At 71.6% G+C, this 21,180-nt stretch carries 19 protein-coding genes; 8 read left to right on the top strand and 11 right to left on the bottom strand.

The window, feature by feature from the left end:
• Positions 1-61: 61 nt before the first annotated feature.
• The 5 genes from ACL02O_RS14205 to ACL02O_RS14185 form a co-directional block, all read right to left on the bottom strand.
• Positions 62-1,714 carry a glycoside hydrolase family 13 protein gene (locus tag ACL02O_RS14205; RefSeq protein WP_412818522.1) on the bottom strand — a complete coding sequence of 551 codons (1,653 nt, stop codon included), beginning with the start codon at positions 1,712-1,714 and terminating at the stop codon, positions 62-64.
• A 108-nt stretch (positions 1,715-1,822) separates the two neighbouring features.
• Complete coding sequence (locus ACL02O_RS14200; protein WP_412818521.1) at positions 1,823-2,710, bottom strand: carbohydrate ABC transporter permease; 888 nt, start codon at positions 2,708-2,710, stop codon at positions 1,823-1,825.
• Between the two features lie 12 nt (positions 2,711-2,722).
• On the bottom strand, positions 2,723-3,679 hold the full coding sequence (locus ACL02O_RS14195; RefSeq protein WP_412818520.1) for a carbohydrate ABC transporter permease: 957 nt from the start codon (positions 3,677-3,679) through the stop codon (positions 2,723-2,725).
• A gap of 80 nt (positions 3,680-3,759) precedes the next feature.
• Positions 3,760-5,139 (bottom strand): ABC transporter substrate-binding protein, encoded by a 1,380-nt coding sequence (locus ACL02O_RS14190; RefSeq protein WP_412818519.1) that lies wholly within the window; start codon positions 5,137-5,139, stop codon positions 3,760-3,762.
• Between the two features lie 467 nt (positions 5,140-5,606).
• Positions 5,607-6,608, bottom strand: a complete 1,002-nt coding sequence (locus ACL02O_RS14185; protein ID WP_412818518.1) for a LacI family DNA-binding transcriptional regulator — start codon at positions 6,606-6,608, stop codon at positions 5,607-5,609.
• A 317-nt stretch (positions 6,609-6,925) separates the two neighbouring features.
• Here ACL02O_RS14185 and ACL02O_RS14180 point away from each other — a divergent pair, with 317 nt between their 5' ends.
• On the top strand, positions 6,926-8,965 hold the full coding sequence (locus ACL02O_RS14180; protein WP_412818517.1) for a glycosyl hydrolase family 28-related protein: 2,040 nt from the start codon (positions 6,926-6,928) through the stop codon (positions 8,963-8,965).
• 66 nt (positions 8,966-9,031) lie between these two features.
• Here ACL02O_RS14180 and ACL02O_RS14175 read toward each other — a convergent pair whose 3' ends face one another.
• On the bottom strand, positions 9,032-9,436 hold the full coding sequence (locus tag ACL02O_RS14175) for a hypothetical protein (protein WP_412818516.1): 405 nt from the start codon (positions 9,434-9,436) through the stop codon (positions 9,032-9,034).
• Positions 9,437-9,789: 353 nt separating this feature from the next.
• Here ACL02O_RS14175 and ACL02O_RS14170 point away from each other — a divergent pair, with 353 nt between their 5' ends.
• The gene (locus tag ACL02O_RS14170; protein WP_412818515.1) at positions 9,790-11,307 is read left to right on the top strand and encodes an MFS transporter; all 1,518 of its coding nucleotides are present in this window, start codon (positions 9,790-9,792) and stop codon (positions 11,305-11,307) included.
• A gap of 5 nt (positions 11,308-11,312) precedes the next feature.
• The gene (locus ACL02O_RS14165; RefSeq protein ID WP_412818514.1) at positions 11,313-13,805 is read left to right on the top strand and encodes a glycoside hydrolase family 65 protein; all 2,493 of its coding nucleotides are present in this window, start codon (positions 11,313-11,315) and stop codon (positions 13,803-13,805) included.
• Between the two features lie 83 nt (positions 13,806-13,888).
• Here the strand turns inward: ACL02O_RS14165 and ACL02O_RS14160 are convergent, their stop codons facing one another.
• From ACL02O_RS14160 to ACL02O_RS14145, 4 genes are all read right to left on the bottom strand, one after another.
• Entirely contained in the window at positions 13,889-14,701 is an 813-nt protein-coding gene (locus tag ACL02O_RS14160; RefSeq protein WP_412818513.1) for a SigB/SigF/SigG family RNA polymerase sigma factor, read from the bottom strand.
• A gap of 289 nt (positions 14,702-14,990) precedes the next feature.
• On the bottom strand, positions 14,991-15,551 hold the full coding sequence (locus ACL02O_RS14155; RefSeq protein WP_412818512.1) for a GerMN domain-containing protein: 561 nt from the start codon (positions 15,549-15,551) through the stop codon (positions 14,991-14,993).
• Positions 15,548-16,900: a HAMP domain-containing sensor histidine kinase gene (locus ACL02O_RS14150; protein WP_412818511.1), complete on the bottom strand. Its 1,353-nt coding sequence runs from the start codon at positions 16,898-16,900 to the stop codon at positions 15,548-15,550. The genes ACL02O_RS14155 and ACL02O_RS14150 overlap by 4 nt, the downstream gene beginning before the upstream one ends.
• On the bottom strand, positions 16,897-17,565 hold the full coding sequence (locus ACL02O_RS14145) for a response regulator transcription factor (protein ID WP_412818510.1): 669 nt from the start codon (positions 17,563-17,565) through the stop codon (positions 16,897-16,899). Before ACL02O_RS14145 ends, ACL02O_RS14150 begins: the two co-directional genes overlap by 4 nt.
• Positions 17,566-17,717: 152 nt before the next feature.
• Between ACL02O_RS14145 and ACL02O_RS14140 the strand changes: the two genes are divergently transcribed.
• From ACL02O_RS14140 to ACL02O_RS14125, 4 genes are all read left to right on the top strand, one after another.
• On the top strand, positions 17,718-18,158 hold the full coding sequence (locus tag ACL02O_RS14140) for an STAS domain-containing protein (protein WP_412818509.1): 441 nt from the start codon (positions 17,718-17,720) through the stop codon (positions 18,156-18,158).
• 9 nt (positions 18,159-18,167) lie between these two features.
• Positions 18,168-18,512 (top strand): hypothetical protein, encoded by a 345-nt coding sequence (locus ACL02O_RS14135; RefSeq protein ID WP_412818508.1) that lies wholly within the window; start codon positions 18,168-18,170, stop codon positions 18,510-18,512.
• The gene (locus tag ACL02O_RS14130; protein ID WP_412818507.1) at positions 18,509-19,060 is read left to right on the top strand and encodes an STAS domain-containing protein; all 552 of its coding nucleotides are present in this window, start codon (positions 18,509-18,511) and stop codon (positions 19,058-19,060) included. The genes ACL02O_RS14135 and ACL02O_RS14130 overlap by 4 nt, the downstream gene beginning before the upstream one ends.
• Before the next feature lie 65 nt (positions 19,061-19,125).
• Positions 19,126-19,416 carry a BON domain-containing protein gene (locus ACL02O_RS14125; RefSeq protein ID WP_412818506.1) on the top strand — a complete coding sequence of 97 codons (291 nt, stop codon included), beginning with the start codon at positions 19,126-19,128 and terminating at the stop codon, positions 19,414-19,416.
• An 18-nt stretch (positions 19,417-19,434) separates the two neighbouring features.
• On the opposite strand, the gene ACL02O_RS14120 is transcribed toward ACL02O_RS14125, so the two are convergent.
• A complete protein-coding gene (locus tag ACL02O_RS14120; RefSeq protein WP_412818524.1) occupies positions 19,435-19,536 on the bottom strand; it encodes a hypothetical protein in 102 nt (33 codons plus the stop codon).
• Between the two features lie 178 nt (positions 19,537-19,714).
• Here ACL02O_RS14120 and ACL02O_RS14115 point away from each other — a divergent pair, with 178 nt between their 5' ends.
• Positions 19,715-21,172, top strand: a complete 1,458-nt coding sequence (locus tag ACL02O_RS14115) for a cellulase family glycosylhydrolase (protein WP_412818505.1) — start codon at positions 19,715-19,717, stop codon at positions 21,170-21,172.
• Positions 21,173-21,180: the final 8 nt, after the last annotated feature.

The raw sequence follows: 21,180 nt of genomic DNA, 5'->3' as shown, positions 1-21,180 counted from the left end.
GGGGGTTCTTGGGGGGGGGGGGGGGGGGGGGGGGGGGCCCCCCCCGCCGGCACCGCGGCGGTCAGGCCGGGTCGGGAGCGGTCGGGGTCTCGTCGGCGGTAAGGAGCCAGACGGCGGTGTCCGGCGGCAGCAGGTCGTCCTCGAGTGGCCCGCTGCTGAGCAGCCGCTCGGTGTGCGGCGGCAGCGGCACCGGGGTTCCCGAGAGGTTGACCAGGCAGACGAATCTCGGCGAGCGGCGGTAGGCGAGCACGTCGTCCGGGACGGGCAGCCAGCTCATCGCGCCGTCGCCCAGCGCGGGCTCGGCCCGGCGGATGGCGATCGCGGCCCGGTAGAGCTCCAGCATCGAGCGGTCGTCACCGGCCTGCGCCTGCGCCGTACGGTCCTTCCAGTCGGCCGGCTGCGGCAGCCAGGGGGCGGCGCTCGCGTCGTCCGGGCTGAAGCCGAACGGCGGCGTCTCGCCGGACCAGGGCAGCGGCACGCGACAGCCGTCCCGGCCGGGGTCGACGCCGCCGGAGCGGAAGTGCATCGGGTCCTGGAGCAGTTCCCGAGGGATGTCCTCGACCTCCCAGAGGCCCAGTTCCTCGCCCTGGTAGACGTACGCGGCGCCGGGTAGGGAGAGGGAGAGCAGCGCCGCCGCCCGGGCCCGGCGGGTGCCGAGCTCCAGGTCGCTCGGAACCCCCTCGCGCTTGGCCGCGAAGCTGAACGTGGTGTCCTCCCGGCCGTAGCGGGTGACGTGCCGGGTGACGTCGTGGTTGGAGAGCACCCAGGTCGCCGGGGCGTCGACCGGGGCGTGCGCGGCCAACGTCGTGTCGATGCAGGCGCGTAGCGCGGCCGCGTCCCAGGCACAGCCGAGGAAGTCGAAGTTGAACGCCGCGTGCAGTTCGTCCGGGCGCAGGTAGTCGGCGAACCGCTGGTGGTCGGGGAGCCACACCTCGCCGATCAGGGCCCGACCGCCCGGGTACTGGTCGGCGAGGCGCCGCCAGCTGCGGTAGATCTCGTGCACCGCGTCCAGGTCGATGAAGGGGCTCGGTCCCTCCGGCGGGGCCTCGGGCAGCGCCGGGTCCTTCGCGAGCATCGCCGCCGAGTCGATGCGGATGCCGTCCACGCCCCGGTCGAGCCAGAACCGCAGGATGTCCTCGAACTCGGCGCGCACCCGCGGGTGGTCCCAGTTGAAGTCCGGCTGCTGCGGGGCGAACAGATGCAGGTACCAGTCGCCCGGCGTGCCGTCCGGGTTGGTGGTGCGGGTCCACGTGTCGCCGCCGAACGGGGAGACCCAGTCGGTGGGCTTCTGCGACCCGTCCGGCCCGCGCCCGGGATGGAACCAGAACAGCTCCCGCTCCGGGGCGTCCGGGCTCGCCAGCGCGGCCTGGAACCACGGGTGCGCGTCCGAACAGTGGTTTGGCACCACGTCGATGATCACTCGTAGGTCCAACCGGTGCGCGTCGGCGATCAGCTCCTCGGCCTCGGCGAGCGTGCCGAAGACGGGGTCGATGTCGCGATAGTCGGAGACGTCGTAGCCGGCGTCGGCCATCGGCGACGGATACCAGGGGCTGAACCAGACGGCGTCGACACCGAGGTCGGCGAGGTACGCCAGACGCTGCCGGATACCCGCGAGGTCACCGATCCCGTCGCCGTTGGCGTCGGCGAAGCTGCGCGGGTAGATCTGGTAGATCAGCGCGCTGCGCCACCACCGCGGGTCGTCTGCTGTGGACACGAGCACCTGCTTTCTGCGTCGGTACGTCGGCGGGTTCGCCGGACCTGAATGTGTTCCGGGCGAGCGACCGTCGGTCGCCACGGAGGTTGGGCTGGTGGGTGCCCAGGGCTAGCCCTTGAGGCTGCCGGTGGTCAGGCCGGACATGATGTTCCGCTGGAAGATCAGGAAGATGATGACGGTCGGGATCGCGGCGATGACCGAGGCGGCGATCACCACGTTCATCGGCTGACCGCCCGAGAAGGCGTAGATGCCGACGCTGACCGTGCGGGTCTCGGGCGACGGCATGACCAGCTTCGGCCAGAGGAAGTCCTTCCAGACCGCTGTCACGGCGAAGATCGAAACGACGCCGAGGATGGGGCGCGACATCGGCAGGATGATCGACCAGAGCGTGCGCAGCGGCGTCGCCCCGTCCACCAGGGCCGCCGACATCAGGTCCTCCGGGATCGAGTCGAAGAACCGTTTCAGCAGGAAGATGTTGAACGCGTTCGCGACCAGGGGCAGCCAGATCGCGAACGGCGAGTCGAGCAGGTTGAGGTGCACGATCGGCAGGTCGATCACCGTCACGTACTGCGGGACGATGAGCACCATCGCGGGGATCATCAGCGTCGCCAGCATCAGGCCGAGGATCGCGTTGCCGAAGACCGGTCGGAGCTTCGACAGGGAGTACGCCGCGGCGGTGTCGAGGACGAGTTGGAACAGCACCGCGCCGGTCGCGTAGTAGAACGTGTTGAACAGCAGCTTGGCGAGGTTCAGGTTGGTCCAAGCGTCGACGTAGTTCTGCGGCCGGGGGTCCTCCGGAAACAGCGAGGGCGGGGTCTGCGCGATCTCCTGGCCGGACTTGAGCGCGCCGGTGACCATCCAGTAGAGCGGCCCGATGAAGACGAGGGTGAACGCCACGACGACGACGGTGAGCAGCGTCCAGTAGATCACCCTGCCGCGCCCCCGGCTGAGCTGGGCGTGGGAGATGAGCGTCCGGGTCCCGGAGTCCTGTGCCATTGCTCGTCCGTCCTAGTCCTGTTTCGCGGTCAGCCGCACGTAGACGGCGGAGAAGCCGGCCAGCACCACGAGCATGATCACGCCGAGTGCCGCGGCGCCGTTGAGGTCGTTCTGGAAGAACCCGTGCTGGTAGATGAGGTACGCGACCGAGGTGGCCGAGTCGCCCGTACCCGCGCCGTTGGCGAGGATCAGCGGCTCGATGAACAGCTGCATGGTGGCGACGATCTGCAGCATCGCCAGCAGGGCGAGGATCAGCCGGGTCTGCGGGATGGTCACGTTGACGATCCGCCGCCAGATCCCGGCGCCGTCGAGCTCGGCCGCCTCGTAGAGCTCGCCGGGGATGTTCTGCAGCGCGGCCAGGTAGATCAGCACCGCGCTGCCCATGTTCATCCAGGTGGACGCGATCACCATCGCCGGCATCGTCATCCCCGGCGACTGCATCCACTCCGACGTCGGCAGGTGCAGGGCCTTGAGGATCGCGTTGAACAGACCGGCGTCACTGGGGTCGTACGCGTAGAACTTGAAGAGGAAGAGCGCCGAGGCCGGCGGCAGCATCACCGGCAGGTAGACCAGGATCCGCAGGTACCCCTTGGCGTGGCGGAACTCGTTGAGCAGGATCGCCACGAAGAACGGCACCGCGTAGCCGAGGACGAGCGCCAGGAACGTGAAGTAGAACGTGTTCTTCCAGGCGGTCAGGAAGCTGGGGTCGTTGATGATGCGGAGGTAGTTGTCCCAGCCCACCCAGGTGGTCTCACCCCGGCGGGTGCGCTGGAAGCTCATCACGATGCCGCGGATCATCGGGTACCAGGAGAAGACGGCGAAGCAGAAGACCGCCCCGATCAGGAACGCGTGCCCGGTGACGTTGTCCCGCACCTTGCGGCCGAGGCTGGTGTGCCGGGGCCGCGACGGGTACGGCGGCTCGGGGCGACCCGGTTGTCTGGTGGTACCCGGGACGGTGGTGATCGTCAAGACATCTCCTGCGGGGGTCGGTGAGCGGACGCTGTGAGGCGAGTGCGGGGGCCGGTGCGCCGGCCCCCGCACCCGTCGGATCAGCTCCCCGCGGCCAGCAGTTGGTTGACCTTGTCCTCAGCCGTCTTGAGCAGGGCGTCGATGTTCGCGTTTGAGCTGGTCAGGACCCCGGACATCGCGGCGTCGAGCACCGCGTAGATCGTCTGGGCGTTGCGCGGCTCCCCCTTGATCGGGGCCGGGTTGGCCTCGAAGGCGGCGAAGTTCTCCACCGGCACGTTTGCGTTCGCCTTTCGCAGTTCCAGGTCCTTCTTCTGCGCGTCGCTCCCGACGGCGAACAGCGTCGGCTGCGGGAGACCGACCGGCTGGTTCTGCGGCTTGGCCCGGACGTAGTCGAACTGGCCCTCGCCCGGCGTCAACTTCTCGAACGCCAGCCACTTCAGACCCGCCTTGACCTGCTCGGGCGTCAGGCCCTTCTTGAAGAAGTAGCCCTCGCCGCCGCCGAGGGTCCCCTTCGCCGGACCGTCCTGGCCGGGCATCGGGGCCATCGCCCAGTCCTGGTACTTGCCCTGGAACTGGGTGACGATCGCGGTGGTGGCGTCCGGCGCGCCGATGAACATGCCGACCTTGCCGGCGCCGGCGTTGGTCAGCAGGTCGGCCCACTGCAGCAGCTGCCGGGAGCCCATGCTGTTGTCGCCGTACCGCATGTCCTTGAGGTTCTGCAGCACCTGCTTGCCCTGGGCGTTGTTGAAGTCGGCCTTCTTGCCGTCCGCGGTCAGGATCTGGCCGCCCTGGGAGTACATCTCGGCGGTGAAGTGCCAGCCGCCGGTGTTGCCGGCGCTGTACTCCGAGTAGCCGGCGATGCCGTTGCCGAGCGCAGAGATCTTCTTGGCCGCGTCCCGCACCTCGACCCAGGTCTTGGGCGGGTTGTTGACGTCGAGCCCGGCCTGCTGGAACAGGGTCTTGTTGTAGACCAGACCCATCGAGTAGTTCTTCACCGGGACGCCGTAGAGCTTGCCGTTGTCGGTGAAGACCCCCTTGAGCGCCGGGTCGATGCTCTCCCAGGTCGGGATCGTGTCCTTGGCGGCGTACTGCGTGATGTCCATCGCCTGACCGGAGTCGAGCACCTGCTGCAGATCGGTCATGTACCCGTAGAACACGTCGGTCACGGTGCCGCCGGCGAGGCGGGCGGTGAAGTCCGGCGGGTTGTTGCACTGCTCGCCGACGCTGACGCTCTTGATGACAATGTCGGGGTTCTGCCGCTGGAACTCGGCGACGTCGTCGTTCCAGTTCTGCAGCAGCTCCTTCTGGGAGCCGACCGGCTGGCAGTCGACCGTGATGGTGACCTTGCCGCCGGCGTCCTTCCCCGAGTCGTCACTCTTCGTGGAGCACGCCGCGAGGCTGAACCCCAGGCCGGCCACGAGCGCTAGCGCCGCAGCCTTCCGGTACTGCGGTACGGACATCTGTCCATCCCTTCGGGAACGGGTTTATCCATGGCCTTCGCTGATCTGCGGTGATCGTCACCGCGGGGATGCCTGCTGGTGATCTGCATCCACCACGCGACCTGCCCGCGGTCACCGCCGGGTCAGGTGTGAGTGGGGTCACTGTAACGAGGCGGACTCATTTCAGCAAGGTTTCGATCGTGGCCTGAAAGGATGCGACTTTCCAACGGCAGATCCTGACTGCGCGGCCGGCCGCCCGCGTTTGCCGGGCTCACCCTTGCTGGGAGCTCAGGCCGCGGACCGCGACCCGAGGGGGCGACGCCGCTCGGTGCCGGCAACGACGAAACGGCCGCCGACCGCGAGCAGCGGTCGACGGCCGGAGCGTCGTTGAGCGGCTGGAGAGTTGACCGGATGGGTCGGCTGGTCGGTCGAGGTCCGGCGCGGCAGCCGGCGGCCGGACCGGTGGACGGCGGTCGGTCGCGGACCGGTCAGCGGCCGGGGGCCGGGGCGGTGGAGCCGCGTACCACCAGTTCGGGCTCGAAGAGCAGTTCGTCGTGCAGCACCCCGGCCCCCTCGATCTGGGTGACCAGCAGGTCCACCGCGGCCTGCCCCATCGTCTCGATCGGCTGCCGCACCGTGGTCAACGGCGGGTCTGTGCAGGTCATGAACGCGGAGTCGTCGAAGCCCACCACCGACACGTCGGTCGGCACCGCACGACCCAGCCGTCGGGCGGCCCGGATGGTGCCCAGGGCCAGCACGTCGCTGGCGCAGATGATGCCGGTCACGCCACGCTCGACCAGCTTGGTCGCCGCGACCCGCGCCCCCTCCATGGAGAAGCTGGAACGCTCGACGTGCTCGGCGCCGTCGGTCCAGCCCGCAGCCTGGACCATCGCATGCAGCTTGCGCCGGGACGGGACGTGGTCCTCCGGGCCGAGCACCATCCCGATCCGCTCGTGGCCGAGCGAGCGCAGGTGCCCGTACGCCTGCTCCACGGCGACGGCGTCGTCCGTGGACACCCGGGGGAACCCCAGCTCGTCGACGCCCGCGTTGACCAGCACCACGGGCAGCCCCCGGTCGGTGAGCCGCCGGTAGTGCTCGTGCGGGGCGTCCGCCAGGGCGTACGAGCCGCCGGCGAAGATGACCCCGGAGACCTGGTGGTCGAGCAGCATCTCGACGTAGTCCGACTCGGGGACGCCGCCGATGGTGCGGGCGCACAGCGCCGGGGTGAAGCCCCGTTGCGCCAGCGACCCGGTCACCACCTCGGCGAGCGCCGGGAAGATCGGGTTCTGCAGTTCGGGCAGGACCAGGCCGACCAGCCGGGCACGCTCGCCACGCAGTTTGGTCGGCCGCTCGTAGCCGAGGACGTCCAGCGCGGTCAGCACCGCGGTCCGGGTCGCCTCAGACACGCCACCGCGCCCGTTGAGCACCCGGCTCACGGTCGCCTCGCTGACGCCCGCCTTGCGGGCGACCTCCGTCAACCTCTTCGTCACGCCGCAATCCTATGTCGTGTTCCTGCAAGAAATGAACCGCCAACTGCCCGGTCGACGCAAGTCTCGAATGATCACTTACAGGCAGCGGAGGTGGGCTGGTGCCCGCCGGCCGCCCGGGACACTCCGGCCGACCGGTAGCCACCCCGACGGGCGGCCGAGACAACGGCCGGGCGCCGTGCTCGCAATTTTTGGACAGAGAGGCGCTTGAATCTCGACAAGTGACCGGAATAACATGATCCCCCTGCCCGAGTCGGGCGCACCCTGCCTCGGCGCGGCGTTCCACCACCGTCCCCCCCGTCCCGGAGAGTGGGTAACCGATGCAACGGAGCATGGACGACGGCCCGGCGGGTCGACGCCGGCACTTGCTGACCGCCCGGATCGTCGCGACGGCGAGCGCCGTCGCCCTCGCCGTACCCGCCGGGAGCGCGGCGGCGACCCCGCCGGCCCCCGCCGACCCGACCCCGGTGGTGACCCGGGCCGGCCTCGACCCGGCACTGGTGACCGGCCGCGGCGCCGCCGTGGACTTCGCCGAACAGGAGGCCGAGCACGCCCGGACCACCGGGACGGTCATCGGCCCGGACCGCGCCGCCTACACCCTCGCCGGGGAGGCCTCCGGACGCCGGGCGGTCCGGCTCAACCCGGGCCAGTACGTCGAATTCACCCTCCCGGCGGCGGCCAACGCGCTCACCGTCCGGTACAGCATTCCCGACGCTCCGGGCGGCGGCGGGATCACCGCGCCGCTGCACGTCACCGTCGGCCGTGGACCGACCCGCACCATGACCCTGACCTCGCAGTACGCCTGGCTCTACAACCAGTACCCGTTCTCCAACGACCCTGACGCCGGGCTGCTGCACCCCGACTGGTGGATCACCGAGTGCGGGTGCGTGCCCGCCGCCACCACCCCGGCGCCGACCATCACCAGGCCCTTCCGGCCGCACCACTTCTACGACGAGCAGCGCCTGCTGCTGGGGCGGACGTACCGGGCCGGCGAGGTGGTGCGGCTGACCGCCCCGGTCGGCAGCGGCGCCGCCTGGACGGTCATCGACCTGCTCGACTCACAGCTGGTCGGCCCGCCGCGGACGGTCCCGGGCGCGGTGAACGTGCTCGCCTTCGGCGCCGACCCGACCGGCCGGCGGGAGTCCGCCGACGCTTTCGACCGGGCCGTCGCGTACGCCCGCCGGGGGCACCGCACGCTCTACCTGCCGCCCGGCACCTACCAGGTGAACCGGCACGTGATCGTCGACGACGTGACCATCGTGGGCGCCGGCAGCTGGTACACCATCGTGAAGGGTCGCGAGGTCGCCCTGGACACCCCGGCCCCCGACGGCTCGGTGCACGCCGGCGTCGGCTTCTACGGCCGGGACGCCGCCGACGGCGGCAGCAGCAACGTGCACCTCGCCGACTTCACCGTCGAGGGCGACGTGCGGGAACGCATCGACGACGATCAGGTCAACGCGATCGGCGGGGCGCTGAGCCGCTCCACCATCGACGGCCTCTACCTGCACCACACCAAGGTCGGCATGTGGTTCGACGGACCGATGACCGACCTGCGGGTCACCGACATTGTCATCGCCGACCAGATCGCCGACGGCGTCAACTTCCACACCGGCGTGACCAACTCCGCCGTGTCGCACACCTTCGTCCGCAACACCGGCGACGACGGGCTGGCCATGTGGTCGGAGGGGACGGCTGACGCGCACAACACCTTCGATCACAACACCGTGCAGTCACCGGTGCTGGCCAACGGAATCGCCCTGTACGGCGGTGCCGACAACACGATCTCGGCCAACCTGATCGCCGACCCGGTCCGGGAGGGCAGCGCCATCCAGGTCGGCTCCAGGTTCGGCGCCGAGCCGTTCACCGGACACCTGTGGATCACCGACAACACCACGGTTCGCGCCGGCTCCTACGAGCTGAACTGGAACATCGGCCTCGGCGCCATCTGGTTCTACGCGCTGGACCGCAGCATCGACGCGGACATCCAGGTCGTCGGCGACGCCTTCCTCGACAACACGTACAACGCGATCATGCTGGTCAGCGACTGGCCGGTGAAGGACACCGTCTCGATCAGCAACGTGCACTTCCGGGACGTCCGGGTCGACGGCACCGGCACCTCGGTGGTCAGCGCCCGTACCGCGGGATCGGCGTCCTTCGCGAACGTCGACGCCCGCAACGTCGGAGCGGTCGGGGTCAACAACTGCGGCTCGTTCCACTTCACCCCGGCCGGGTCCGAGTTCCAGCTCACCGACCTCGGTGGCAACGACGGTGGCTGGCTCGCTCCCTGGCTGCTACCCAACACCATCACCTGCGACGACCGTCCGCCGGTCGTCGCGCCGCCGGCCCCGGCGCCCTGGTGAGCCGACGGTCGCCCCGACCGGCGGGCGATCCGCCGGCCGGGGCGACCGGGTACGGCCACGGCAGGGTCAGGCGCCCGGCAGTCCCTGGTGGTTGAGGTAGAGCACCACGCGGAACCGGTCACCGTCGTCGTGCAGCAGGTACGAGGACGCCAGCCGGACGGGCGCGCCGCCGGCGACCCGCGGGGCGTCCCAGTCGGTGCGGGCCAGCACGTAACGGTCGTCGAGGCGGCGACAGGTGAGGCCGGTCAGCGTCGCCGGACCCAGCCCGGCGTCGGCGAACAGCCGCGTCCGGCGGGGCAGGGCGGCGAGGAAGGCGGCGCGTGGCACCGGCCGGGCGCCGGTCTCGTCGGCCAGCAGGAACGGATCGGCGAAGCAGGCGCCCAGGGCCCCGACGTCCGCCGGGTCCGTGGCCGGCGAGAAGACGGCCAGGAAGTCGCGGACGCGGGTGTCGAGGGTGGATGTCTCCGGCACGTGGCGGGTCCTTCCGTGAACCGCGCCGAGGATGGCGCGACAGGTACGGGAAACGCCGCCGACGCTACCAGCCAGAACTGGACATAATACCACAAAGATCATCGTAGATCAAGTACCGTCCGGATCGTCGCGGCTCCACCGGCCGGTCAGCCCGTGAACCACCGGACGCAGCCCTTCCGGACCGGAGGGGTGCTGGACCTTTCCCCTGGGTCAGGCCACAGCATCGTCGGCGCCGGCCACCGCCGGCACGGGCCGACCGGAGGGGTATGGGCATGCGACCGTCGACGACGGCAACCGGAACCGATGGCGGAGCCGGCGGGAGCACCCGGGGACGGAAGCTGGGCGGATACCTGGTGGACCGGCGCCCGCTGGCCATCCCGGCGTACCGGCGACTGTGGATCGCGTCGGTGATCGCCGCGGTGGGCGGATCGTTCAGCGGGCTGGCCGTTCCCACGCAACTGTTCGCGGTGACCGGCTCGTCGGCGACCGTAGGGGCCTCGGCGGCGGTGTCGCTGGTCGCGCTGGTGCTCTCGGCATTGTGGGGCGGCGCCCTCGCTGACACGGTGGACCGGCGCCGGCTGCTACTGCTCGCCGACGGCTCTCTGGCGGTGACCTACGTGGGGCTGTGGGCGCAGGCGGCGCTGGACCTGCGGTCGGCGCCGGTACTGATGGCACTGGTCGCCTGCCAGGGCCTCAGCTACGGAGCGATCATGGCAGGGATGGGCGCGGCCGTGCCCCGCGTGGTACCGGCCGACCTGCTGGCCGCCGCGAACGGTTTGAGCTCGCTGGTCCGGTACACCGGGTCGATCGTGGGTCCGCTGCTGGCCGGGGTGCTGATCCCGGTGGTGGGACTGGGCAGGTTGTATCTCCTGGACACGCTGGCGCTGCTGGTCGTCGCGTGGTCGGTGTTCCGGCTCCCGCCGCTTCCGCCCCCCGCGCCCACGGTCGTACCGCCCGGCGACGCACCGGTTCACGCGAGCGCAGTGGGCCGGCGGCCGGTGGCCCGTCAGCTGCTGGACGGTTTCGACTACCTGTTCTCCCGGCGGCTGCTGGTGGCGCTGATCGGGGTGGACCTCGCCGCGATGGTGTTCGGGGCCCCGTGGGCGCTCTATCCGGAGCTGGCCCAGCGGGAGTTCGGTGGTGCGGCCGGGGGCGGCTTCCAGCTTGGTGTGCTCTACGCCAGCTACCCGGCCGGCGTGTTCGCGGTCGGGCTGGTGTCGGGCGGGTTCACCCGTGCCCGGCGGCACGGTGTGCTGCTGGCGTCCGCCGCCGTCGCGTGGGGCGTGACGGTCGTGCTGCTGGGGTTGGCGCCCCGGCTGTGGCTGGCTGCCGTCACCCTGCTGGCCGGCGGGGGCGCGAACTTCGTGCTGAGCACGTTCCGCCGGGCCATCAGCCAGGCGCACACCGACGACGCGCTGCGCGGCCGGATCGAGGGTGCCATGGTCGTCGTCACGATGGGCGGCCCGCAGCTGGCCAACGTACTGCACGGCGTTGCGGGGGCGGCATGGGGACCACGCTGGGCGATCTCGGTGGGCGGGGTGCTGACCATCGTCGCCGTCGCAGGCATCCTCCGGACCGTGCCGCAGCTGTGGCGCTACGACGCGCCGCAGCGATCCGGGCCCGGGGTCGCTGACGCCGCACGGCGTCAAGAGTCGGCGGAGCGCCACCCGGGTCCCGACGACGATCCGCCGGGCAGGTCCCGAGACCGGACATCCGGCCCGGGCGACCCGGTACGTCAATATTCTTTACTGGTGCAAACCTCACCAGAGGCCCCGACCTCGGTGGTCAGCCGTGGACCGGACCGGCGGCCAGCGGTGGCACTCGCCGCCGACCAGGTCGCCCGGCTTTGCCGCCTCCCCCGGGCCCGGTGACCCGGATGCCGTCCACCCCGCGGGTGGACCCGGACCCCGGGTGCGAGCTGTGCCGGGAGGACCTGCCCGCGGCGTGGGTGCTGGGCTACCAGGGCGGCGACCCGGCGGCGGAAGGCACCCGGGAGACCATGCTGACCCTGGGCAATGGATACCTGGCCACCCGGGGCGCGGCGCCGGAGGCGTCGGCCGACGGGGTCCGGTACCCGGGCAGCTACCTGGCGGGCTTCCACAACCGGCTGATCGGCGGCGAGGGCCGACCCGACGGCGAGGAGAGCATCGTCAACCTGCCGAACTGGCTGCCGTTGACCTTCCGCCCCGCCGGCGGCGACTGGTACGCCCCGGACCGCGCCCGACGGATGCACGAGCACCGGCTGCTGGACCTGCGCCGCGGTGTCTACCTGCGAGAGGTCCTGGTCGCCGACCGCGACCAGCGGCGGACCCGGCTCCGCCAGCGGCGACTGGTGTCGATGGCGAACCCCCACCTCGCCGCGCTCGAGACGAGCATCGTCGCGGAGAACTGGTCGGGCCGGTTGGAGGTCAGATCGGGCATCGACGGCGGGGTGACCAACGCGAACACGGCGGCCCCGGTCGGCGCCTGCGGACGGCATCTCACCGACATCGACGGCGGCGAGGACGGTGAGGTGCTCTGGTTGACCGCCCAGACGACCGGCTCGCGGCAACCGGTCGCGGTCACGGCCCGAACCTCGGTCGGCGTCGGCGACCGCGCCGGCACCCGCACCACCCGTACCGTGAACCGGGGCGTCCACGACGTGGCCGAGACGCTCGGGATCGACGTGGCCGCCGGGGAACCGGTGACCGTGGCCAAGACGGTCGCGGTGTACTGCGGGCGCGATCGGGCGGTGCACGACCCGCTGACCGCGGCGTGCGCGGAGGTGCGCTGGGCCGGAACGTTCGACGCGCTGCTGACCGAGCACGCGGCGGCGTGGGCCCGACTGTGGGCGCGGTTCCGGCTCGACATCGGCGAGGAGCACGTCTGGCAGCTGCCGCTGCGCGTGCAGACCTTCCATCTGCTGCAGACGCTGTCGCCGCACACGATCGGCCTGGACGCCGGGGTGCCGGCCCGCGGACTGCACGGCGAGGGCTACCACGGGCACGTGTTCTGGGACGAGCTGTTCGTCTACCCGTACCTGAACCTGCGCCTGCCGGAGCTGACCCGGGCGCTGCTGGAGTACCGGTACCGACGCCTGCCGGCAGCCCGTCGGCAGGCGGCCGCCGCGGGCATGGCCGGCGCGCTGTTTCCCTGGCAGAGCGCCACCAGCGGCCGGGACGAGAGCCCGTCCCGATCCCCCTCCCCGGTCACCGGCGAGTGGCTGGACGACCACACCGGCCGGCAGCACCACGTGAACCTCGCGGTGGCCTACTCGGTGTGGCGGTTCTGGGAAACGACCGGTGACCTGTCCTTCCTCACCGAACTCGGTGTGGAGCTGCTGGTCGAGGCGGCTCGTTTCTGGGCCGGCCAGGCCACCTACGACCCGGCCGAGGACCGCTACGACATCCGGGGCGTGATGGGGCCCGACGAGTACCACGACGGCTACCCCGGCCGTGCCGGACAGGGGCTGGACAACTGCGCGTACATCAATGTGATGGTGGCGTGGGTGCTGGCCCGCGCGGACCAGGCATGCGCGATCCGGGACCGGCACCCGGGCGCGGCTCCGTGGCGTACCGCGACCGTCACGGCCGACGAGCTCCGGCGCTGGCGACACATCGCCCGCCGGCTGCGGCTCATCTTCCTGCCGGACGGCATCCTCGCCCAGTTCGACGGGTACGGCGACCTGACCGAGCTGGACTGGGACCGGTACCGGCGGCGGTACGGCGACCTGCGGCTGCTCGGCCCGCTGCTGCAGGCCGAGGGCGACGACCCGAACCGTTACAAGATCTCCAAGCAGGCCGACGTGCTGATGCTGCTGTACCTGTTCGGCGCCGAGGAGCTGACCGCGCTGGTACAAAGCATGGGCTACAGCTTCGACCCGGCGCGGATACCCGCCACGGTCGACCACTACCTCTACCGCACCACCCACGGCTCCACACTGAGCCGGATCGTGCACGCGTGGGTGCTGGCCCGCACCGACCGCCGGCGGTCCTTCGACATGCTGCTCGACGCGCTCGACACCGACCTGGCGGACCCGGAACACAGCTCGACCGGGGAAGGCATCCACCTCGGCGCCACCGCCGGCACGCTGGACATCCTGCAACGTTGCTACACCGGGCTGGAGGTCCGGGGCGACGTGCTGCGCCTCGACCCGCTGCTTCCGGAGGGAATGGACCAGCTCGACTGCGTGCTCCGCTACCGCAACCGGCTGCTGGTGCTACACGTCGACCACGAGCAGCTGCGGATCGCGGCGGGTCCGGGCGCGGACCCGCCGGTCCCGGTGACGGTCCGGGACCGGACGCTCCTGCTGTCCCCCGGCACCACCGCCACCGTCGCACTCCGAGCGGACGCCCGCGCCCCGGACAACGGGCGGGCCGCCGGCCCCTGACCGTCGACCGGGCGCGGGCAGCAGGGTAGAAAGACGCACCGTCACCCGGGGGAGCCGGGTGACGGTGCGTGGGCGGCGGCGGATCAGGCTTCGGTGAGCTGGCCGCGCAGCTTGGTCAGCGCGCGGGCGAGCAGCCGGGAAACGTGCATCTGGGACACGCCGACCCGGGTGGCGATCTCGCTCTGCGTCAGGTTGCCGTAGAAGCGCAGGGTCAGGATCTTCTGCTCCCGCTCGTCGAGCGTGGCCAGGGCCGGGCCGAGCGAGGCCCGCAGCTCCGCCAGCTCGTACTCGTTGTCCTCGGTGCCGAGGGTGTCGCCGAGCTCGGTGGCGCTGTCACCGTCGCCGATCGGGGTGGACAGCGAGACGGCGTTGTAGGCGCGGGCGCCTTCCAGGCCCTCGAGGACCTCTTCCTCGGTGAGGTCGAGGTGGGCGGCGATGTCCGCGACGGTGGGTGCCCGGTTGAGCGTCTGGGTGAGGGTGCTGTTCGCCTCGGAGATGCGCAGCCGCAGCTCCTGCAGGCGCCGCGGCACCCGGATGTTCCAGGTGCGGTCCCGGAAGTGCCGCTTGATCTCGCCGAGGATGGTCGGGATCGCGAAGCCCGCGAAGTCCACGCCACGGGAGGCGTCGAACCGGTCCACCGCCTTGATCAGGCCGAGGGCCGCGGTCTGGGCCAGATCGCCGACCGGCTCGCCCCGGCCGCTGTAACGGGCGGCGAGGTGGTTGGCCAACGGTAGCCACGCCTCGATGACCTGGTTACGCAGCGCCGGCCGGTCCGGATGCCCCTCGGGCAGCGCGGACAGGGCGGCGATCAACTCGCTGGCGCGGGACTCCTCGCCGGTCACCGCAGCGCGGTGCACGTCGGTGGTCGTCGTCGGCGCGATGGTCGTCGTGGTCATACTGCCCTTCCTGTCCTGAGGAGAACGGTTACCCCTCCACACCGGTCGTGCCAGCCACACTAAACCAAAGGCTGCCGCCTGATCAACCGAACGGACGATGGATATAGCGGTTACATCTGGACAATCTTCCCCCCGAAGCGTCGCTCGGGGTGCGACGGGGACCACAGCGCACCGGTCATGACAGGGCAGGCACCGGTCCGCACGGCCCGGCCGCCCTCCCCCGGTCCACCGCGCGCCCGGCCGGTTGGCGGCCGGCCCAAGACCGGGCCCCCGGCGATCGAGGGGCCGGTCAGCGGCGCAGCAACGGCCGGTAGTCGGCGGCGGTGAGCGGCAGCGAGGAGAGCGACCCGTCCGCGCGGGGCACCTCCAGCGGCTGGCCGTCCCGGCGGAACGCGACGCTGTCGACGTCCGCGCGGTGGGTCAGGGTGCAGACGATCTGCCCGAAGGCGAGCACCTCGTCGCTGCGGCCGGTCTCCTCGCCGGCCTCCCGCACGTCGATCATCGCCACAGTCCCGGTGGCGCTGGCCCCCGCGACGGTGACCGTGCCCGGCAGCGCGGTGGCGAGGCCGCGTTCCCGTTCCGTGTCGTCCGGGCCGGTGAGCAGGTGCTGCAGCTGGGTGTCGACGCCGGAGACGCCGTCGACCCGGCGGGTGACCGCCTCCAACCCGTTGTCCCGGACGAAGCAGAGGGTCTCGTCGACCCGACCGTCGGATTCGGTGGTCGCCGTGGCCGCCGGGGTCGGGAAGGTACCGGGCGGGGCCGACACCGACCGCGGCGTGGCGTCGACCGGCACGCCGCAGCCGCTCAGCAGCGCCACGAGCAGGACCGACGCGACGTGGCGGCGCATCATCGCACCTCCGGCAGCTCGACCCGGAACCGGGCACCCCGTGGCTCCCGGTCGACGACGGTCGCCCGGCCGCCGTGGGCGGCGGCGTGCTGGGCCACCAGCGCCAGCCCGAGCCCGGTGCCGTCAGTGCCGGCCCGGGCGTGGGCGGCGCGGCCCCGTACGAAGCGGTCGAAGATGATCTCCCGGTCGGTGTCCGGCACGCCGGGACCATCGTCCTCGACGTCGATCACCCCGACGCCGTCGTCATCGAGGGACAGCCGTACGGCGGCCGGTCCGCCGCCGTAGCTGACCGCGTTGTCCAGCAGGTTGAGCAGGATCTGCTCGACCCGTCGCCGGTCGACTCGCCACTCGGTCAGGGTCCCGGCGCGCACCTGGACGAGCTGCTCCGGCAGCGCGCGGGCCCGGCAGGCATCCCGCGCCAGCACCCCGATGTCCACGCTCTCCCGCTGCGCGGGCTGCTCGGTGCGGGCGAGGTCGATCAGGTCGTCGACCAGGCGCTGGAACCGGGCCACCTCGTCGGCGACCAGACCGGCGGCCGTCGCGGTCCGTTCGTCGTGGTGCCCGCGCCGACGGGTCAGCACGCTGGCGGCGGCGGCGAGGGTCTGCAACGGTGAGCGCAGTTCGTGGCTGACGTCGGCGGCGAACCGGCGGTCCCGTTCGTTCCGGCGCACCAGCTGGTCGACCATGTGGTTGAACGAACTGGAGAGGCGGGTGAGATCCGGGTCGGTCGTGGGGTCCAGCCGGGTGGTGAAGTCCCCGGCGGCGATCCGCTCGGCCGCGTCCGCGACCGCGGTCAGCGGGCGAACGCTGTGCCGGGTGGCGTACCAGCCGAGCGCGGCGCCGGCCCCGGCGACCATGATGGCGACCGCGGTCAGGGCCAGCCCCACCACCTGGAGCGTCTCCTCGACCTCGCGCAGCGAGGTCAGCTCGTAGTAGCCCACCCCGCCGGAGAGCGGGATGCCGACCAGCAGGGTGGGCTGCCCGTCGATCCGGACCCGCTGCACGCCCGGCTGGCCGCTGCGGACCAGGTGCTGCAGCTCGGCCGGGATCGCCCTGCCGCCGATCTCGGCGGTGCGGGCGTACCAGCCGTCGGACAGGTGCAGCAGGGGTCGGCGGCTGCTGCCGGTGTCCAGCGACCGGAGCACGGCCACCACGTCCGGGCTGTCGGTGTCCAGCCCCGAGCGGACCACGGCGGCGTCGTAGTAGGCGGCCCGGACAGCGGTGCGTTCCCGCTCCTCGAGCAGGGAGCGGCGGGTCAGGTCGTAGGAGAACAGCGCCATCGACGCCGCGAGCAGCAGCGCGCCGACGGCGAACGCCGCAGTCACCCGGGCACGCAGGCCGAGCCGGGTCATCGTTGCATCTTGTAGCCGAGGCCCCGCAGCGTGACCAGGTGGCGGGGGTTGGCCGGGTCGGGTTCGATCTTCTGCCGGAGGCGGCCCACGTGCACGTCGACCAGGCGCTCGTCCCCGGTGTCGTAGCCCCAGACGCGTCGCAGCAACTGCTGCCGGGACAGCACCCGGCCGGCGTGCTCGGCCAGCTCACACAGCAGGCGGAACTCGGTGCGGGTCACCGCGACCGGCTGGCCCGCGCGGCGCACCTCACCGGCCTCCGGGCTGATCTCCAACTCGCCGAAGATCTGGGCGGGCACCGCGGTGGAGCGGCCTCGCCGGCGCAGGGCTCGCAGCCGCGCGGAGAGTTCCTTGATGGCGACCGGCTTGACAACGTAGTCGTCCGCGCCAGCCTCCAGCGCCGCGACGATGTCATGGGTGTCGTCCCGGGCGCTGACCACAACAACCGGCACGTCGTCGTCGCGGCGCAGCTGCCGGATGCACTCGAAGCCGTCGATACCGGGGAGCATCAGGTCGATCAGCACGTAGTCCGCCGGGGTCTCCCGCTGCCGACGCAGCCCCTCCTCGGCGGTCCCGGCCCCGTACGCCGTGTAGCCCTCCTCCTCGAGAGCGAGCAGCAGCGCGAGCCGGATCCGGTCGTCGTCCTCGATCACCAGTACGGCCGTCATGTTCGCATCATCCCTGGCCGAGGCCCGGTCACCCAACCGTGTCAGCCGCTCCCGGATTTTGTCACCGAACTGACACACAACCGCGGGACGACCTCCAAGATCGCTGCGGACAGTGGTGGACGAACCTGACCCGACGTCAAGGAAGCCGACCGATGACCGCTCCCCCGCAGTCTCCGCAGGAGTGCGCCGTGCCACTGGTCGAGGTGGAGATCACCGAGGAGCTGGACCTCGCCCGGCTGTCGGAGGTGGCCGTGGTCCTCGACCGGGTCCTGGCCCTGCATCCCCGGGAGGTGACCATCGACTTGGCCGAGTGCCGACACGTAGACGCCGCGGCCATCGCGCTGCTGCTGGACGTGCACCGCCGGATGGCGCGCCGTCGCGCCACCCTCACCGTCCGCAACCCGAACCCCCGCATCCAACGCATCCTCGAGACCGCCCGGCTGGGCGAGACCGTGCCGATCGTCCACACCCCCCGACCGCCCCGGCCCGTCGCGAGCGAGCCCACGTCCGGCGCGCCGGTGGGCGGGGCCGCGAGCGAGCCCACATCCGGCCCGCCGGCACGCGGTCGGGCCCGGGTCGCAACGCCCCGCTGAGGAGGAGCCGTGAACGGGACCACGCTCGTGGGCGCGCTCGTTGTCGGACTCGTCGTCGGCGCGCTCGGACGCCTCGTCGTGCCGGGGCGGACGGCCGCTCCGGTCTGGCTGACCCTCGCGTTGGGGGTCGCCGCGGCGCTGCTCGGCGCCATCGTCGTCGGCCTCGTCGGCGTCGACCGGACACGGCTGACGGTGCTGCCGCTGATCGTGCAGTCCGGGTTCGCCGCGGTCGCGGTCGTGCTGGCCGCGGTGACGGCCGGCCGGCCGGGCTCGGACGGGTCGACCCGCCCGCCGACCCCGGCCCGGAAGAGTCGTCCGACCGGGCCGGGCACGGGCCGAAAGGAGTGGCCGTGACGGTCGTTCCCGCAGACCAGTTGATGACGCTCATCTGCGACGGGTGCGGCGACACGGTCACCGGCGCCGGATGCACCCTGCCCGACGCCGAGGTGGTCTGGACGCTGGTGTTCGAGAACGACTGGGTGGGCTCGCCGTTCGCCTCCGGGCCGCACCACTGCCCCCGGTGCAGCGTGCCCGCCGCGACCGACGACGGGCTCGGCGTCGACTACCTGGACGAGATCGGCCACGATGCCGCGGCGCGGGACGTCGACCCGGTCGACCCGGTACGTCGGGCCCTCGCCGAGACGGTCGCCGTCGGCGAGCGGGAACTCGTGGATCTGACCGAGGTCGCGGTGATCGACCCGACCGGGCTCGGGCTGCTGGTCCGCGCGCACCGCGACGCCCGGCAGCGCGGCCGGCGGTTGTGCCTGGTGGCGCCGTCCCGGTTCGTGCTCACCGTGCTGCACACCATGCGGCTGGACGGACTGTTCCCGATCTTCGACAGCCGTACCCGCGCGCTGAGCGGGTCGGCCGACCCGGTGGCGGTCCGATCCGCTCCACGCTGACCCCGCCGTCCGGCCGGCACCGGTCGGACGATCCCGCCCCCACCCCCACAGCAAGGAGATCCCCCGTGGTGATGCCCTGGCCGTACCCCGAGTTCCCGTTCGCCGGCGACGAGCCGGAACCGGACAGCGAGGACATCCGCCTCGCCGCCCTGGTGGCGCAGCGGTTGAGTATCGACTGGACCACCCGCCGGCAGCGCATCGCGGTCCGCGTGCAGAACCGGGTGGTGATCCTCAGCGGGACGGTCGCCGACCGGCAGGCCAGGCAGGCCGCGGGTGAACTCGCCTGGGACGTGCCGGGGGTCTTCGACGTCTGCAACGCACTGGGCCTGTACAGCGGGCGCCGCGAGCGCCAGTGAGCCGCGGCCACGCCGCGATCAGGTCCTGAATCTCGGCCACCGCCGACGGTTGGATGCCGTCGGTCGCTCGTCGAGCAGCAGTAGGCGCGGGCGGGTGACGAGCGCGCGGGCGACGGCCAGTTGCTGCCGCTGACCGCAACGGGCGGTTCCCCGCGGGCGGCCACCGGTTGCATCGATGGGTCGGTCCGCTCTACCCTCTGCGTGGGAGCGCTCCCGAGGTTGCCGCGTCGAACTTTCCGGGCGAGTTCACGACGGGCACCGTCCAGTCACCGCCACCCACCAGATGGGACGATCCCGCATGATCTCGATTCCCCGCCCGTCCCGGCGCGGCCTGCTCGTGGGCGGTGCCGTCGGCGCGCTCGCCCTGGCCGCGACCGCCTTGCTGCCGATGACGAACGCCATGGCGGCGACCGGCTGCGCCGTCACCTACACCACCAATTCCTGGCCGGGCGGTTTCACCGCCACCGTCAGCATCAAGAACCTGGGCGACCCGGTGAACAACTGGGCCCTGGGTTTCACCTTCCCCGACCCGGGGCAGCGGGTCGTCCAGGGCTGGTCGGCGACGTACCAGCAGAGCGGCAGCGCGGTCACCGCGCGCAATCTGGACTACAACGGCACGCTGGCCACCGGCGCGAGCACCACCATCGGGTTCAACGGGTCGTGGACCAGCGCCAACCCGTCCCCGATCTCGTTCACCCTGAACGGCACGACCTGCACCGGCGGGATCGTGCCCACCACCCCGCCACCGACCTCCACTCCCCCGCCCACCGCTCCCCCGCCGACCACCCCGCCGCCCACCACCCCGCCACCCACCGGCACCACGCCGGTGGCGATCAACGGCCAGCTGCGGGTCTGCGGGGTCAACCTCTGCAACCAGTACGGCAAGCCGATCCAGCTGCGCGGCATGAGCACCCACGGGTTGCAGTGGTTCGCCCAGTGCTACAACGACGCATCCCTCAACGCCCTGGCCGACGACTGGCAGGCCGACCTGCTGCGCATCTCGATGTACGTGCAGGAGCAGGGCTACGAGACCAACCCGACCGGTTTCACCAACCAGGTGAACACGCTGGTGGACAAGGCGGAGGCGCGTGGCATGTACGCGCTGATCGACTTCCACACGCTGACCCCGGGTGACCCGATGTACAACCTGGACCGGGCCAAGACCTTCTTCGCCGCGGTCTCGGCACGCAACGCCGCCAGAAAGAACGTGATCTACGAGATCACCAACGAGCCCAACGGCGTGAGCTGGTCGACCATCAGAAGCTACGCCGAGCAGGTCATCCCGGTGATCCGGGCGAACGACCCGGACGCGGTGGTCGTCGTCGGCACCCGCGGGTGGTCCTCGCTGGGCGTCTCCGAGGGAGGCAACTCCGACGAGATCGTCAACAACCCGGTGCGGGCGGACAACATCATGTACACGTTCCACTTCTACGCCGCGTCCCACAGGGACAACTACCGCAACGAGGTGCGGCGGGCCGCGGCCCGGCTCCCGCTGTTCGTCACCGAGTTCGGCACGGTCACCTACACCGGTGACGGCGCGGTCGACACGGCGAGCAGCACCGCCTGGCTCGACCTGCTCGACCAGCTGAAGATCAGCTACGCGAACTGGACGTACTCCGACGCGAGCGAGGGCAGCGCGGCGTTCAAGCCGGGCACCTGCTCCGGCGGCACCTACGCCGGCACCTCGGTGCTGACCGAGTCGGGCAACTTCCTGCGCAACCGCATCCGCACCCCGGACGACTTCCCCACCGCCTGACCCGGTAC

The sequence above is a fragment of the Micromonospora mangrovicola genome, assembly GCF_047200535.1.
In the GTDB taxonomy this organism is placed as follows: Bacteria; Actinomycetota; Actinomycetes; order Mycobacteriales; family Micromonosporaceae; genus Micromonospora.
The sequence above is the reverse complement of the archived record's forward strand: the minus strand, read 5'-3'. Positions and strand labels throughout refer to the sequence as shown.